Below are 14,103 nucleotides of genomic sequence, written 5' to 3'. Positions count from 1 at the left end.
AGGCTCGGTAGCGGGGCGCCTCACGTCGGCGCGCAGCGAAGCGGAGGCGACGGCGTGAGCGGGCGCGGTCCCGTGCCCGAAAGTCGCGGCAATGAGCACCTGGACCGGTTGGTCCGGCGGGTGCAGGCCGAGGCCCGGGTGCCGGCGGTGTCGGCGGCGCTGCACCGGGCCGACCGACCGCTCTGGAGCTGCACCGTCGGCGAGACCGGCACCGACAGCCCGCTGGGGCCGGGCACCCAGTTCCGGATCGGCTCGGTCACCAAGACGTTCACCGCGGTGCTGGTCCTACAGTGCCGCGACGACGGGCTGTTGGACCTGGACGACCCGGTGGGCCGGCACCTTGACCTTCCGGCGCACGGCGAGCTGACCGTACGCCGGTTGCTGTCGCACACCGGTGGCCTGCAACGCGAGCCGTTCGGCGATGTGTGGGACAGCCTCCGCGCACCGGACGACGACCAACTGGTCGCCGAACTGGACCGGGCCGAGCGGGTGCTGCCGACCGGCCGGCGGTTCCACTACTCCAACCTGGGCGTGGCCGTACTCGGCCGACTCGTCGCCCAACTCCGGGGCGGCAGTTGGGCGCAGGCGCTCACCGAGCGGATCCTGACGCCGCTGGGGCTGACCGACACCACGGTGACCCCACGGCCGGCGGCGGCCACCGGGTTCCTGGTCGACGCGTACTCCGACGAGGCGCACCCGGAACCGCCCACCGACTTCGGCGCTGTCGGCCCGGCCGCCCAGCTCTGGAGCACCGCGACCGACATGGCCCGGTGGGCGGCGTTCCTGGCCGACCCGGCGGCGCTGGACCCGGCCGGCGCGGTCCTCGCCCCGGCCACGCTGGACGAGATGCGCTGGCCGCTGACCACCACCGACGAGACACTCTGGGGGGCGGGCTTCGGGCTCGGGCTGATCCTGATCCCACAGGGGGAGCGGGTGATGCACGTGGGGCACGACGGGGCGATGCCCGGGTTCCTCGCCGGGGTGTACGGCCGCCGCGGCGGTGACGGCACGGCCGGCGCGATGGGCGCCGCGGTGCTCGGTTCGTCCGGTACGGCGACCGAACTGTTCGACCTGCCGCATCGGCTGCTCGCCGCGGCGGTCGAGCACGACCCGGCCGAGATCGAGCCCTGGCGACCCGGCGCGCCCGCGCCGGCGGCCCTGCGGGGTGCGCTCGGCCGCTGGTGGGGCGAGGGCTCCGAGTACGTCTTCTCCTGGCACGACGGCACCCTGCGGGCGCGCGGGGTCGGTGACCCGGCCGGACGTCCGCCGGCGATCTTCACCCCGCTGCCGGACCAGCCGGACGTGTTCCGGGTGGTCTCCGGTCGGGAGGTCGGTGAGCTGCTGCGGCTGACCCGGAACGAGGCCGGCGCGGTGGTCCGGATGCACTGGGCGACGTACCGGTTCACCCGCCATCAGGAGACCTTCGACCGGTACGACTTCCGGGCCGGGAGTTGATCGCGGCCAGCGGAAATGGGCGCGATGCGGCCCGCGTTGAACCGATACGATGGGTGTAACGTCCGCACGCCAGGCCAGCAGGCCGGCGCCGAGATCGAGAGCAGGTGGCGCAGGGCCCTTCGGCCCAACCTATGACCGGCACCCCACCTCCCGGCCCGCCCCGGGTGCAGACCAGGATCACCGTGCCCGACCCGAAGATCATGGTCAATCTGCTCGGCGCAGGCGACGAGATCCTCAGACTCGTCGAACGCTCGGTCACCAGTGACGTGCACGTCCGCGGCAACGAGATCACCATCACCGGTGACCCCGCGGACAACGCCCTCGCCGAGCGGGTCTTCAGCGAGCTCCTCGAACTCATCGAGAAAGGCGAGACCCTGACCACTGACGCCGTCCGGCGTACCGTCGGCATGCTCGAGCAGGGCAGCGCCGAGCGGCCCGCCGAGGTCCTGACACTCAACATCCTCTCCCGGCGCGGGCGCACCATCCGACCCAAGACGCTCGGGCAGAAGAAGTACGTCGACGCGATCGACACCCACACCATCGTCTTCGGCATCGGCCCGGCCGGCACCGGAAAGACCTACCTGGCGATGGCGAAGGCCGTCCAGGCGTTGCAGGCCAAGCAGGTCAACCGGATCATCCTCACCCGGCCGGCGGTCGAGGCGGGCGAGCGACTGGGCTTCCTGCCCGGCACGCTCAACGAGAAGATCGACCCTTACCTGCGCCCGCTCTACGACGCGCTGCACGACATGCTCGACCCGGAGACCATCCCGAAGCTGATGGCCGCCGGCACGATCGAGGTCGCCCCCCTCGCCTACATGCGGGGTCGGACGCTCAACGACGCGTTCATCATCCTGGACGAGGCGCAGAACACGACGCCCGAGCAGATGAAGATGTTCCTCACCCGACTCGGCTTCAACTCCAAGATCGTCGTGACCGGTGACATCACCCAGGTGGACCTTCCCGGCGGGACGAGCAGCGGCCTGCGGGTGGTTCGGGAGATCCTGGAAAACGTCGATGACGTGCACTTCTCCCAGTTGTCCAGCTCCGACGTGGTCCGCCACCAGCTGGTCGGGGAGATCGTCGACGCGTACGCCCGCTGGGACGCCGAGCGGGAGAACCAGCAGGCGCAGGGCGTTCACGCCGTGCCTGGGCGACCCGCCCAGGGCGGCCGGGCCGCCCGCCGCCGCTAAAGCAGAGGAAAGCAGTTGTCCATCGAGATCGCCAACGAGTCCGGTGTCGACGTCGACACCGACGCCGTGCTCGCCGTCGCCCGGCACGCCCTCGACGAGATGGGGGTCAACCCCCTCGCCGAGCTGTCCGTGCTGCTGGTCGACATCGACTACATGACCGAGCTGAACCACCGCTGGATGGGTGGCGACGGCCCGACCGACGTGCTCGCCTTCCCCATGGACGAGGGCAGCGTCGACCACGGCCCGGGTGAGTCCGCACCGGCCGGCGGCGAGCCCGCCCTGCTCGGCGACATCGTGCTCTGCCCGGAGGTGGCGGCCAAGCAGGCCGCGACGGCCGGGCACGCGCCGGCCGACGAGCTGCACCTGCTCACCGTGCACGGGGTGCTGCACCTGCTCGGCTACGACCACGCCGAGCCGGAGGAGGAGCGGGAGATGTTCGCACTCCAGGCTCGGCTGCTGGCGAGCTGGCGGTCGACCCGCACCCAGTGATGTCCACTCCTCCGTTACTGGCGGCCGGCGCCACCGCCGGCCTTCCCGACTTTCAGCTGATCGTCTTCGCGGCCGGTCTGGTGGTGCTGGCCGGCCTGATCGCGATGACCGAGGCGGCCCTCGCCGCGGTCTCACCGGCCCGAGCCGCCGAGCTGGCCCGCGACGGCGTGCGCGGCGCCCGTACTCTCCAGGTCGTCGCCGGCGACGTCGTCCGGCACCTCAACCTGCTCCTGCTGTTGCGGCTGCTCGCCGAGCTGACCGCCACCACACTGGTGGCGCTCGTGGCGGTGGACAGCTTCGGCGCCGGCTGGCGGGCCGCGCTGGTGACCGCCGGCGCGATGACAGTGGTCAGCTTCGTGGTGGTGGGCGTCGCCCCGCGCACCATCGGCCGGCAGCACGCCTACGCCGTGGGTCGTGCGGTGGCGCCGCTGGTCCGCTGGCTGGGCCGGGCGCTCAACCCGCTCGCGTCGCTGCTGATCCTGATCGGCAACGCGGTCACCCCGGGGCGCGGCTTCCGGGAAGGTCCGTTCGCCACCCAGGTGGAGCTGCGGGAGCTGGTCGACCTGGCCGAGCAGCGCGGCGTGGTCGAGCACGGCGAGCGCCAGATGATCCACTCCGTCTTCGCGCTCGGCGACACCATCGCCCGTGAGGTGATGGTGCCGCGTACGGAAATGGTGTGGATCGAGGAGGGCAAGACGCTCGAGCAGGCGCTGGCGCTCTTCCTGCGCTCCGGCTTCTCCCGCATCCCGGTGATCGGCGAGAGCGTCGACGACGTGCTGGGGGTGCTCTACCTCAAGGACCTGATCCGGCGCTCCCGTGGCGGGGACCCGAGGGCCGAGCAGTTGCCGGTGGCCGAGCTGATGCGCCCGGCGACCTTCGTACCGGAGTCCAAGCCGGTCGACGACCTGCTGTCCGAGATGCAGGCGGCCCGCAACCACCTGGTCATCGTGGTGGACGAGTACGGCGGCACCGGCGGTCTGGTCACCATCGAGGACATCCTCGAGGAGATCGTCGGTGAGATCACCGACGAGTACGATGTCGAGCGCCCGCCCGTCGAACGTCTGGCGGACTCCTCGGTGCGGGTGACCGCCCGCCTGCCGGTGGAGAATCTCGGCGAGATGTTCGACACCGACCTGCCCACCGACGAGGTGGAGACGGTCGGCGGTCTGCTCGCCCAGTCGCTGGGGCGGGTGCCGATCCCGGGTGCCGAGGCCGAGGTCGCCGGTCTCCGCCTGGTCGCCGAGGGCACCACCGGCCGGCGCAACCGGATCGACACCGTCCTGGTCAGTCGGGTGGAGCCGGGCGATGAGCAGGACACCGCGGGGCGCGGCGAGCACGCCGGCCCCGGGGACGACACGGACAACTATCGAGACGACGAGAGGCAACCCGCCGATGCCTGACACACCCGCCGCGCCTGCCGCCCGGCCCACCCCCACCGCGTCGGGCGCGCTGAGCGCCGAGGACGGCAAGCTCGTCGTCCTGGCCCGGGGAGCCCGCGCGCGGGTCGGCGCCGTGGAGGGCGCCGCCGTCCGCGACCAGGACGGCCGGACGTACGCGGCGGCCAGTGTCGCTCTGCCGTCGCTGACGCTCACCGCGTTGCAGTTGGCGGTTGCTTCGGCCGTGGCGGCCGGGGCGAGTCGGCTGGAGGCCGCGGTGGTGGTGACCGAGGCGTCGACGCTGGACGGCGCCGGGCACGCGGCGGTACGGGACCTCGCGGCGGACGCGCCGGTCCACGTGGCCGCTCCGAACGGCACGGTCCTCGGCACGGTGACCCAGTGAGCCCGGTGCAGGATCCGGAGGCGCGTCCGTACCGGGCCGGGTTCGGCTGCTTCGTCGGTCGTCCCAACGCCGGCAAGTCGACGCTGACCAACGCCATCGTCGGCACCAAGATCGCCATCACCTCGAACAAGCCGCAGACCACCCGGCACGTCATCCGGGCGGTGCTGCACCGACCGGAGTCGCAGCTGGTCCTCGTCGACACGCCGGGCCTGCACCGCCCCCGTACGCTGCTCGGCGAGCGTCTCAACGACCTGGTCCGGTCCACCTGGACCGAGGTCGACGTGATCGGCCTGTGCATCCCGGCGGACGAGCCGGTCGGGCGCGGTGACCGGTTCATCACCGGCGAGCTGGCCGAGTTGAAGGCGACCGTGTTGGCGGTGGTCACCAAGACCGACCTGGTGGACAAGCGTCGCCTGGCGGAGCAGCTGCTGGCGGTCAGCAAGATGGGGGAGTTCGCCGAGATCGTGCCGGTGAGCGCGGTGTCGGGGCACCAGGTGGACACTCTCGTCGAGGTGATGACCAAGTACCTGCCGCCGTCGCCGCAGCTCTACCCGGACGACATGCTCACCGACGATCCCGAGCAGGTGCTGGTCGCCGAGCTGATCCGGGAGGCCGCCCTGGAGGGGGTCCGCGACGAGCTGCCGCACTCCATCGCCGTGGTGGTGGAGGAGATGATCCCCGAGGGTCAGGTCATGAAGATCTACGCCGACCTGTACGTGGAGCGGCCCAGCCAGAAGGCCATCGTGCTCGGGCACAAGGCGAGTCGGCTCAAGGAGGTCGGCACCAACGCCCGCAAGCAGATCGAGGAGCTGCTCGGCGGTCGGGTCTACCTCGACCTGCACGTGCGGGTCGCGAAGGATTGGCAGCGCGACCCGAGGCAACTGCGCAAGCTGGGCTTCTGACCCACCTCGTCGGCGGTGCCCGACCGGCGGCCGGATCGCCTTCGGTCGGGCAGTTGGCGATGTTCACGCTCGGTTGAGGTAGCTGTCGTTTGGTGCGGGCGCCACGCAGGGTAGGAAAGTTGTGCCCCGCGTCCCCGACCGAGATGCAGGCTGATGCGCAACAGGTACCTCGACCTCCTCCGTGCCCTGGCCATCGTTCGAGTGGTGGTCTACCACGTCACCGGATGGGCGACCCTCACCCTCGTCTTCCCCGCCATGTCGGTGATGTTCGCGCTGGCGGGCTCCCTGATGGCCGCGTCGCTGACCCGCGCCGGACCGGCGGCGGTCGGGCGTCGGTTGCGTCGGCTGCTGCCGTCGCTGTGGGTGCTCGCGGTGGTCTTCGTGCCGGCCATGCTGTTCACCGGGCTGTCGGTGAGCCCACGGGTGCTGCTGTGGTTGTTCCCGATCGCGGACCCGCCGGCCAACAACTGGGGCGCGCTGGCGTTGAGCATCATCTGGTACCTGCGCGACTATCTCTGGTTCGTGCTCGCCTCGCCGGTCGCGTTCTGGCTGTTCCGGCGTGCCCCGCTGCTGACCGTGCTCGCCCCGTACCTCCTGCTGGTGACGATCGAGGTGGGGATCTACCCGGCGCCGCCGGTGCTGCGCGAGTTCGGGCTCTACTTCGGCGCGTGGCTGCTCGGCTTCGCCCACCACGCCGGGATGCTGCGCCGACTCTCCGGCCGGTTGCTGTACCCGTTGGCGCTCGCCCTCGCCGTGGGCGGCGGCGCCTGGATCGTCGGGCATCCCGGGCCGCGCGGGTACGACCTGAACGACAACCCCCTGGGCAACGCCCTCTGGTCGGCCGCGTTCATCCTGATCGTGCTGGGCCGGGCGCCGGCCGGGGTGGCCTGGCTGAGCCGGAGCCGACTGGCCGAACGGGCGGTGACCCTGCTCAACCGGCGGGCGCTCACCGTCTACCTCTGGCACATGCCGTTCGTGGTGGCCCTCACTCCGCTGGTCGACGTGGTGGGCTGGTCTCACCAGGACCCGGTGGGGCTGGCCATCCGGGTGCTGCTGGTCTTCGCCCTGGTCGGGCTGGTCACCCTGGCCGTCGGCTGGGTCGAGGACGTCGCCGCCCGCCGCCGCCCGGAGCTGATTCCCGGCGGCCCGGCGCAGTCCGCCGACCCGGCGCTCCGACCGGGTGCCGAAGCGGCGGACGGTGCCGGGGCGACCGTCGGACGAGCGGTGGTGCCGGCGCAGCGGACGGCCGGGGAGGCGGCCAGCGTCGAGATCAACGCTCGCTGATCGTGAGGTTGCCGCTGTCGGCCGAACCGTCGAGCACCAGGGACGCCGCCGGGTTGTCGGCGACGGTGACGGTCTTGTCGCCGGAGTCGGCGTTGGACCGGACCCGGTAGCTGCCCTGCGGCACCAGCAGCGTGACATCACCGCTGGAGGCGTGGACCCGGGCCGAGGCGGGCTTGTCCAGCTCCACGTTGACATTGCCGGAGCTGGCCTCGGCGTCGACCGTGCCGCCCAGCCGGCGTGCGCTGATGTCTCCCGACGAGGCGCGCAGCCGTACCGCCGCGGCGGCCTCGTTCACCTCGATGTTGCCGGAGCGGGCCTCGACCCCGACCGCGCCGGACGCGCCGGAGACTCGCACGTCGCCCGAGCTCACCTGGAGCTCCACGGTGCCGACCCGGCTCAGCTCGACGTTGCCGGAGCTGGTCTCGCCCTGCACCGCCACGCCCTCCGGCACCGTCACCTCGTAGGAGATGCTGCACCGCGAGCCGCAGTCGGTGTTCAGCACCAGCTCGCTGCCCTTGATCTCGTAGCGGGCGTTGTCCGGTTCGCCGCCCTGGTAGCGCACCACCCGCTTGATCCGCACCTCGGACGCCGGGCCGGTGCCGCGGATCACCACGTCGCCCGAGCCCCCGGAGAGCCGGACCGTGGTGATCCGGGCCGCCTCGGTGTTGTCGTAGTCGAGTCGACGGAACGACAGGTTGTCGCACCCCGCGAGCACGATGAGGGTGGTGGCGAGCCCTAGCGCGACGGGAGCGGCGACGCGACGGCGGCGGGGGGTGGTGGTCAGCTGTAGTGCCATGACCAGCACGCTACGACCGAGCACGAGTCGGCCGCATCGGGGTTCATCCGCGCTTGCACCCCGAACCAACCCTGATTTCACACCCCGAGGGAGAATGGCCCGATGGCCGGGTATCGCCGACAGCTCTACCGCGACGACGCGGTGGTGCTGCGTGTGCAGAAGCTCGGCGAGTCCGACCGGATCATCACCCTGCTCACCCGCCGGCACGGCCGGCTGCGCGCGGTGGCGCGAGGGATCCGCCGCACCACCAGCAAGTTCGGTGCCCGGCTGGAGCCGTTCGGCCACGTCGACCTCCAACTCGCCGGTGACCCGAAGGGCAACCACGGCAGCTCCCTGCACACAGTGAGCCAGGTCGAGGGCATCGAGCTGTACGGCAAACGGTTCCTGGGCGACTATCCGCGCTACACGGCGGCCAGCGCGATCGCCGAGACCGCCGAGCGGCTGACCCCGGTGGAACGGGAGCCGTCGCTGCGGCTGTTCCAGCTCACCGTCGGCGCGCTGAAGGCGCTGTCTCGCGGCGAGCACGCCATTACCCTGGTGCTCGACGCGTACCTGCTGCGCGGGATGTCCCTGGCCGGCTGGGCGCCGGCGCTGGTCGCCTGCGCGGTCTGCGGCACGCCCGGGCGGCACCGGGCGTTCTCGGTGCCGGCCGGTGGCGCGGTCTGTCCGGATTGTCGGCCACCCGGTGCGGCTCATCCCGCACCGGCCACCATCGATCTGATGTCCGCGCTGACCACCGGCGACTGGGTGATCGCCGACGCCACCGACGCCGCCGTACGTCGGGAGTGCAGTGGGCTGGTCGCGGCTCACCTGCAGTGGCACCTGGAGCGCGCGCTACGCTCGCTGCCGCTGGTCGACCGGGGTTCCTCGGCGGCCGGCACGGCCCCGCCGCCGGAGGGCACCGGGGCCGTGGTGCTCCGGCCACGCGGCGACGTCGAGGCCGGGGCGGACGGCGCGAACAGGGAGTGACCGAGTGATCCGATCGAAGAAGGCCGGCCGGCGCGAGCCGACGCCGCCGGTGCCACACCCGTCCGGGGCCCGCCCCCCGGCGCTGCCCACCGAGGCGGTGCCGAAGCACGTGGCGGTGGTGATGGACGGCAACGGCCGCTGGGCCAAAGATCGCGGGCTGCCCCGCACCAAGGGGCACGAGGCGGGGGAGCACAGCCTCTTCGACACCATCGAGGGCGCCATCGAGATGGGCATCCCGTACCTGTCGGCGTACGCGTTCTCCACCGAGAACTGGCGGCGCTCGCCCGACGAGGTCCGGTTCCTGATGGGGTTCAACCGGGACGTGATCCGTCGCCGCCGTGACCAGCTGGTCGACCTCGGCGTACGGGTGGTGTGGTCGGGGCGGCCCGGTCGGCTGTGGAAGAGCGTCATCTCCGAGTTGCAGACCGCCGAGGAGATGTCCCGCGACAACTCGACGCTGACCCTGCAGTTCTGCGTCAACTACGGGGGGCAGGCCGAGATCGGTGACGCCGCCGCCGCGATCGCTCGGGACGTGGCGGCCGGCCGGCTGGACCCGGCGAAGGTCACCGAGAAGACCGTGGCGAAGTACCTCTACCACCCGGAGATCCCGGAGGTGGACCTGTTCCTGCGCCCCTCCGGGGAAGAGCGGATCTCCAACTTCATGCTCTGGCAGACCGCGTACGCCGAGTTGGTCTTCCTGGACACGCTCTGGCCCGACTTCGACCGCCGCCACCTCTGGTACGCGTGCGAGTTGTACGCCCAGCGGGACCGACGCTTCGGCGGCGCGCTGCCCAACCCGGTCGCCCCGGTTATCTGAGCCGACACGCTTACCCGCACGTCACTCTGGGTATCAGAGACGTCAGAAGCCACTGACGGAGGTGAACCCACATGATCCAGAAGCGCATTGCCCAGTGGGCGGTGATGGCGGTCGCGGTGCCGTTGGCCGCCGCCGGTGCACGCCGGCTCAGCCACACCCTGGAGGCCCGGCGTGGTCCCTCCGGGGCGACGCGGTTGCTGACCAAGGGCGCGGACCTGATGCGTCCGCAGAAGGCCAAGCGCCGCCGCTTCTTCTGACCGATCGACCCGCAGCTGTCCCGGCGCCGCCCGCACCCCGTGCGGGCGGCGCTGTCGCGTCCCCCATCGGTGCCGAGGTGGGGTGGTGCGCTCGTTTCGGGGTCCTGCGCAAGGGCGGCGGGTAGGGTCCGGAGGTGGTGGGACGACGGCGGTTGGGGGGCACATGCGCGATCTCCGATTTAAAATGATCATGGCGTTGAACGCCGCCGACCTGGGCGACCCGATCTGCGAGCAGGTGGCCGAGATCTGTGCCGAGATCGCCGAGCAGCACTGCGCCGAGTTCGGCCACACACCGCAGCTGCGCACCGGTGAGATCGCCGAACTGGCCACCGGCGAGCCGGCCCTGACCTGGGCGCCGTCGACCCCCGACGCCGGGCCGCGTGCCTGGTGACCGCGCCCGCGCCCGCTGTCGACATCCGTCGTGCCGATGATCGCTTCGCCACCCGGATCTCCTGGCTGGACTCCAAGCACTCCTTCTCGTTCTCCCGGCACTACGACCCCGCCAACACCCACCACGGCCTGCTGCTGGTCAACAACGACGACGTGGTGCGACCCGGGGCCGGCTTCGAGACCCACCCGCACCAGGACATGGAGATCGTGACCTGGGTGCTGCGCGGTTCCCTGGTGCACCAGGACTCCACCGGGCACTCCGGGGTGATCTACCCGGGTCTGGCCCAGCGGATGAGCGCCGGCACCGGCATCCTGCACTCGGAGAAGAACGACGCCTGGCGGCTCAACAACCAGGAGCCGCATACCGACCCGGTGCACTTCGTGCAGATGTGGGTGCTCCCCGACGAGCAGGGTGTCGACCCCGGCTACGAGCAGTTGGAGATCGAGGACGAGCTGCTGCGCGGGGGTCTGGTGCCGATCGCCTCCGGGATGGACCGCTACGACGGCGCGTCCGCGATCCGGATCCGCAACCGGTACGCGACCCTGCACGCCGCCCGTCTCGCCCCCGGCGACGAGGTCACCATCCCCGACGCGCCCTACGTGCACCTCTACGTGCCCAACGGCACGGTGACCCTGGAGGGCAGCGGTCCGCTCGGCAGCGGCGACGCCGCCCGGCTCACCATGACCGGTGGCCGGCGGGTCACCGCCGACGAACCGGCCGAGATCCTCGTCTGGGAGATGCACGCCACGGTCGCCTGACCGTCACCCCGTGCGGGACGCGCCCCTGTGCCGCCAAGATCTCGCCCGAACATGGATGTAGTGGCCTCCCCACCGGGGGAGACCACTACATCAAGGGTCGAGCGCGATCATGGCGGCGCGCCCGGCGCCGCCCCGGCTACGCCGGAGACTCGGTGCGGTCGGCGGCCCAGGTGGTGTGGAACGAGCCCTCGCGGTCCACCCGCTGGTAGGTGTGCGCGCCGAAGTTGTCCCGCAGACCCTGGATCAGCGCGGCGGGCAGCCGCTCCGCGCGCAACGCGTCGAAGTACGCCAGCGACGACGAGAACGCGGGCGTCGGCACACCGGCTCGGGCCGCGTCGGCCACCACCCGCCGCCAGCTCGGCACGCCAGCGCTGACCGCCTCGGCGAAGTACGGCGCCACCAGCAGCGTCGGCAGGTCGGGCTGCTCGTCGTACGCCTCGCGGATCCGGTTCAGGAAGCGGGCCCGGATGATGCAGCCGCCCCGCCAGATCGTCGCGGTGCCGCCCAGGTCGATGTCCCAGTTGTATTCCTGGCTGCCCGCGCGGATGTGGTCGAAGCCCTGCGCGTACGCGACGATCTTGGAAGCGAGCAGCGCCCGGCGGACGTCCTCGACGAAGGTCTCCCGGTCGGTGACCTGCCACTTCTCACCCGCGTCGGGGAACGCCCGACGGGCCGCCTCGCGCTGGTCGACGTGCCCGGAGAGCGAGCGGGCGAAGGTCGCCTCGGCGATTCCGGTGATCGGGATGCCCAGGTCCAGGGCGCTCTGCACGGTCCACCGACCGGTGCCCTTCTGCTCGGCCCGGTCCTGCACGATGTCAACGAACGACCGGCCGGTCGCCGCGTCGGTGTGCGCGAGCACGTCGGCGGTGATCTCGATGAGGAACGACTCCAGCTCGCCGTTGTTCCACTCCCGGAAGATCTCCGCGATCTCGGCCGGCGTCGCGTCCAGGCCGGCCCGGAGCAGGTCGTACGCCTCGGCGATGAGCTGCATGTCGGCGTACTCGATGCCGTTGTGCACCATCTTGACGAAGTGCCCGGCGCCGTCCGGCCCGACGTGCGTGCAGCACGGCATGCCGTCCACCTGGGCGGCGATCTTCTCGAACATCGGCCCGAGCTTGGCGTACGACTCGGCGGAGCCGCCCGGCATGATGCTCGGCCCGCGCAGCGCGCCCTCCTCGCCGCCGGAGACACCGGTGCCGCTGAAGTGCAGCCCCTGCGCCCGCAGCGCCTCCTCGCGGCGACGCGTGTCGGCGAAGTGGGCGTTGCCACAGTCGACGATGATGTCGCCCTCGTCGAGCAGCGGCACCAACTCGTCGATCACCGCGTCGGTGGGCGCACCGGCCTTCACCATGACGATGACCGCGCGGGGGCGTTCCAGTGACGCCACGAAATCGGCCATCGTCTCGCCCGGCACGAACGTGCCCTCGTCGCCGTGCTCGGCGACCAGGCTGCGGGTGCGCTCCGGCGAGCGGTTGTGCACTGCCACCGTGAAGCCGTTGCGGGCCAGGTTGCGGGCCACGTTGCGACCCATCACCGCCAACCCGGTCACACCGATTTGTGCCCTCGCCTGATCAGCCATCCGTGCCGCCACCTCTCGTCACACCACTATCAGCGTTTGGAAACTTACCGTGATGTGAGCCGATACGGACCAGTGATCGACGTCCCGTTACTGCACGTGATGTGGACGTTGCCGCTGGCGGCTCGGGCTCTCGACAGTGGTCGGTGAGCCCCGCGCAGGGAAACGTGTCGTCATTCCCCGCCGCGCACGTCAGCCTTCGGCGAGACGGGCTTCGATTCGGGCGATCTTCCCGGTCAGCGCGTCGGTGACCCCGGGCCGGACGTCGGCCTTGAGCACCACACTCACCCGGGGCGCCTGCGCGGCGACCACGTCGACCGCCCGCTTCACCACCGCCATCACCTCGTCCCACTCGCCCTCGATGGTGGTGAACATGGCATCGGTCCGGTTGGGCAGGCCGGACGCACGGACTACCCGCACCGCCTCGGCGACCAGGTCACCCACGGAGTCGTCACCGCCGAGCGGGGTGATCGAGAACGCGATCAGCATGTGCCGATCGTGCCAGTAAAAACGGATGCGCGTCGGTCGGGCGGTGGCTACGGTACGAACATGCGTAACTGACGCCCCACTTCCGAGCCGGCCCGCCGTCCCGCGTCGCGGTCCGTGCGCTCCCGGGCGTCCCGCATCCCCTCCCCGCCGTTCGGCGGCGATGGCCCTGCCTGGCCCCGGTGAGCAGTCCCTTCCCACTCGATCGTCGTGCAACGGCGGTCACCAGCCGATCCGACCGACCGCCGCAGCGCGGGACCGGCCGTGCCGGTCGGCATTGAAGGAGGCCCGGATGCCTGCCAGGCGTAACCCGAAGAAGTCACGTACCCCCAGAGCGACGCCGCTCGGCGTCGACCCGGCGGCCGGCCACGGCCCGCTCCCAACCACCCTCCCGGCACTCGACCTCGCGGTCGAACCGGCCCTGCCGGCGGTGCTCGTCGAACCGGCGGCGCGGGCCGAGCCGGCGCTGCCGGCGGCACTGGTGGAGCCGGCGCTGCCTGTGACCGCCCCGGACGAGGTGGCGCTGCCGGACGAGGTGGCGGTGCCGGCAGCCGTCGATGTGCCGGCGGTTGTCGACGCGCCGTCGATGGGCGATCTGCCGAAGCCGACCGGCCGACCGAAGGCGCCGACGGCCGGGCCACCGCAGGGCGGCGCCAACCGCTCCGGCAGCGGCCGCAGCCAGCAGGCCGGCCAGACCCGCCGCTACGCCTTCCGCCGAAGCTGACCGAGCCGCCCCACCCAGCGCGGCCCAGCGCGATCTTGCACTTTCTGTCCTCGCATCACCGGCATATCGGGATGAATCAACGACAGAAACCGCAAGATCGACGGGGGCGAGGGCGGGTGGGCGCTGGGTGGTGACAGCAACATCGGGGATGTAGTGGCCTCCGTCGCCAGCGAGGCCACTACATCCCTGATGTTGTGCGGCGGGCGGCGGGCGGGCGCGCTGTGGCGCGG

Annotated in this window: 16 protein-coding genes; 13 read left to right on the top strand and 3 right to left on the bottom strand. The window is 71.6% G+C overall.

Annotated elements, in window-relative coordinates; all coding sequences use genetic code 11:
* Positions 1 to 72 precede the first annotated feature (72 nt).
* From ACQRWP_RS21165 to ACQRWP_RS21135, 7 genes are all read left to right on the top strand, one after another.
* Positions 73 to 1,455 (top strand): serine hydrolase domain-containing protein, encoded by a 1,383-nt coding sequence (locus ACQRWP_RS21165; RefSeq protein WP_430497163.1) that lies wholly within the window; start codon positions 73 to 75, stop codon positions 1,453 to 1,455.
* A gap of 131 nt (positions 1,456 to 1,586) precedes the next feature.
* Complete coding sequence (locus ACQRWP_RS21160; protein WP_091409765.1) at positions 1,587 to 2,645, top strand: PhoH family protein; 1,059 nt, start codon at positions 1,587 to 1,589, stop codon at positions 2,643 to 2,645.
* 15 nt (positions 2,646 to 2,660) lie between these two features.
* Complete coding sequence (gene ybeY / locus ACQRWP_RS21155) at positions 2,661 to 3,134, top strand: rRNA maturation RNase YbeY (RefSeq protein WP_030491788.1); 474 nt, start codon at positions 2,661 to 2,663, stop codon at positions 3,132 to 3,134.
* Positions 3,110 to 4,534 (top strand): hemolysin family protein, encoded by a 1,425-nt coding sequence (locus ACQRWP_RS21150; RefSeq protein WP_430503245.1) that lies wholly within the window; start codon positions 3,110 to 3,112, stop codon positions 4,532 to 4,534. The genes ybeY and ACQRWP_RS21150 overlap by 25 nt, the downstream gene beginning before the upstream one ends.
* Positions 4,527 to 4,913 (top strand): cytidine deaminase, encoded by a 387-nt coding sequence (locus tag ACQRWP_RS21145; RefSeq protein ID WP_430497160.1) that lies wholly within the window; start codon positions 4,527 to 4,529, stop codon positions 4,911 to 4,913. Before ACQRWP_RS21150 ends, ACQRWP_RS21145 begins: the two co-directional genes overlap by 8 nt.
* 5 nt (positions 4,914 to 4,918) lie before the next feature.
* A complete protein-coding gene (gene era / locus ACQRWP_RS21140) occupies positions 4,919 to 5,815 on the top strand; it encodes a GTPase Era (protein WP_112677269.1) in 897 nt (298 codons plus the stop codon).
* Positions 5,816 to 5,968: 153 nt separating this feature from the next.
* A complete protein-coding gene (locus tag ACQRWP_RS21135) occupies positions 5,969 to 7,099 on the top strand; it encodes an acyltransferase family protein (protein ID WP_430497158.1) in 1,131 nt (376 codons plus the stop codon).
* On the opposite strand, the gene ACQRWP_RS21130 is transcribed toward ACQRWP_RS21135, so the two are convergent.
* On the bottom strand, positions 7,086 to 7,895 hold the full coding sequence (locus ACQRWP_RS21130) for a DUF4097 family beta strand repeat-containing protein (RefSeq protein WP_430497156.1): 810 nt from the start codon (positions 7,893 to 7,895) through the stop codon (positions 7,086 to 7,088). The two genes, ACQRWP_RS21135 and ACQRWP_RS21130, sit on opposite strands and share 14 nt — an antisense overlap.
* Positions 7,896 to 7,997: 102 nt before the next feature.
* On the opposite strand from ACQRWP_RS21130, the gene recO reads away from it, so the two are divergent.
* The 5 genes from recO to ACQRWP_RS21105 all read left to right on the top strand — a co-directional run bounded on the left by recO (position 7,998) and on the right by ACQRWP_RS21105 (position 11,087).
* The gene (recO, locus tag ACQRWP_RS21125; RefSeq protein ID WP_430497154.1) at positions 7,998 to 8,864 is read left to right on the top strand and encodes a DNA repair protein RecO; all 867 of its coding nucleotides are present in this window, start codon (positions 7,998 to 8,000) and stop codon (positions 8,862 to 8,864) included.
* A gap of 4 nt (positions 8,865 to 8,868) precedes the next feature.
* Entirely contained in the window at positions 8,869 to 9,681 is an 813-nt protein-coding gene (locus tag ACQRWP_RS21120; protein ID WP_430497152.1) for an isoprenyl transferase, read from the top strand.
* Positions 9,682 to 9,752: 71 nt separating this feature from the next.
* Positions 9,753 to 9,938, top strand: coding sequence for a hypothetical protein (locus tag ACQRWP_RS21115; RefSeq protein WP_124820420.1), 186 nt, complete (start codon positions 9,753 to 9,755; stop codon positions 9,936 to 9,938).
* A gap of 190 nt (positions 9,939 to 10,128) precedes the next feature.
* Entirely contained in the window at positions 10,129 to 10,329 is a 201-nt protein-coding gene (locus ACQRWP_RS21110; RefSeq protein WP_410815411.1) for a thioredoxin reductase, read from the top strand.
* Positions 10,326 to 11,087: a pirin family protein gene (locus tag ACQRWP_RS21105; protein WP_112677214.1), complete on the top strand. Its 762-nt coding sequence runs from the start codon at positions 10,326 to 10,328 to the stop codon at positions 11,085 to 11,087. The genes ACQRWP_RS21110 and ACQRWP_RS21105 overlap by 4 nt, the downstream gene beginning before the upstream one ends.
* Before the next feature lie 136 nt (positions 11,088 to 11,223).
* On the opposite strand, the gene gndA is transcribed toward ACQRWP_RS21105, so the two are convergent.
* Together gndA and ACQRWP_RS21095 are read right to left on the bottom strand one after the other, a co-directional pair.
* On the bottom strand, positions 11,224 to 12,666 hold the full coding sequence (gndA, locus tag ACQRWP_RS21100) for an NADP-dependent phosphogluconate dehydrogenase (protein ID WP_430497151.1): 1,443 nt from the start codon (positions 12,664 to 12,666) through the stop codon (positions 11,224 to 11,226).
* Between the two features lie 189 nt (positions 12,667 to 12,855).
* Positions 12,856 to 13,152 carry a thiamine-binding protein gene (locus tag ACQRWP_RS21095; protein WP_091409732.1) on the bottom strand — a complete coding sequence of 99 codons (297 nt, stop codon included), beginning with the start codon at positions 13,150 to 13,152 and terminating at the stop codon, positions 12,856 to 12,858.
* A gap of 289 nt (positions 13,153 to 13,441) precedes the next feature.
* Between ACQRWP_RS21095 and ACQRWP_RS21090 the strand changes: the two genes are divergently transcribed.
* Complete coding sequence (locus ACQRWP_RS21090) at positions 13,442 to 13,873, top strand: hypothetical protein (protein ID WP_430497147.1); 432 nt, start codon at positions 13,442 to 13,444, stop codon at positions 13,871 to 13,873.
* The last annotated feature ends 230 nt before the right edge of the window (positions 13,874 to 14,103 follow it).

It is taken from the genome of Micromonospora trifolii, assembly GCF_050516465.1.
Classification (GTDB): Bacteria; Actinomycetota; Actinomycetes; order Mycobacteriales; family Micromonosporaceae; genus Micromonospora; species Micromonospora trifolii.
Note: the sequence above shows the minus strand (reverse complement) of the source record. Positions and strands in the feature narration are given on the sequence as shown.

Bases quoted from the DNA above. Each gene is read 5' to 3' on its own strand.
- ACQRWP_RS21160 (WP_091409765.1), top strand. From the start codon at position 1,587: ATGACCGGCACCCCACCTCCCGGCCCGCCCCGGGTGCAGACCAGGATC.
- ACQRWP_RS21145 (WP_430497160.1), top strand. From the start codon at position 4,527: ATGCCTGACACACCCGCCGCGCCTGCCGCCCGGCCCACCCCCACCGCG.
- ACQRWP_RS21135 (WP_430497158.1), top strand. From the start codon at position 5,969: ATGCGCAACAGGTACCTCGACCTCCTCCGTGCCCTGGCCATCGTTCGA.
- ACQRWP_RS21130 (WP_430497156.1), bottom strand. From the start codon at position 7,895: ATGGCACTACAGCTGACCACCACCCCCCGCCGCCGTCGCGTCGCCGCT.
- recO (WP_430497154.1), top strand. From the start codon at position 7,998: ATGGCCGGGTATCGCCGACAGCTCTACCGCGACGACGCGGTGGTGCTG.
- ACQRWP_RS21115 (WP_124820420.1), top strand. From the start codon at position 9,753: ATGATCCAGAAGCGCATTGCCCAGTGGGCGGTGATGGCGGTCGCGGTG.
- ACQRWP_RS21110 (WP_410815411.1), top strand. From the start codon at position 10,129: ATGGCGTTGAACGCCGCCGACCTGGGCGACCCGATCTGCGAGCAGGTG.
- gndA (WP_430497151.1), bottom strand. From the start codon at position 12,666: ATGGCTGATCAGGCGAGGGCACAAATCGGTGTGACCGGGTTGGCGGTG.
- ACQRWP_RS21095 (WP_091409732.1), bottom strand. From the start codon at position 13,152: ATGCTGATCGCGTTCTCGATCACCCCGCTCGGCGGTGACGACTCCGTG.
- ACQRWP_RS21090 (WP_430497147.1), top strand. From the start codon at position 13,442: ATGCCTGCCAGGCGTAACCCGAAGAAGTCACGTACCCCCAGAGCGACG.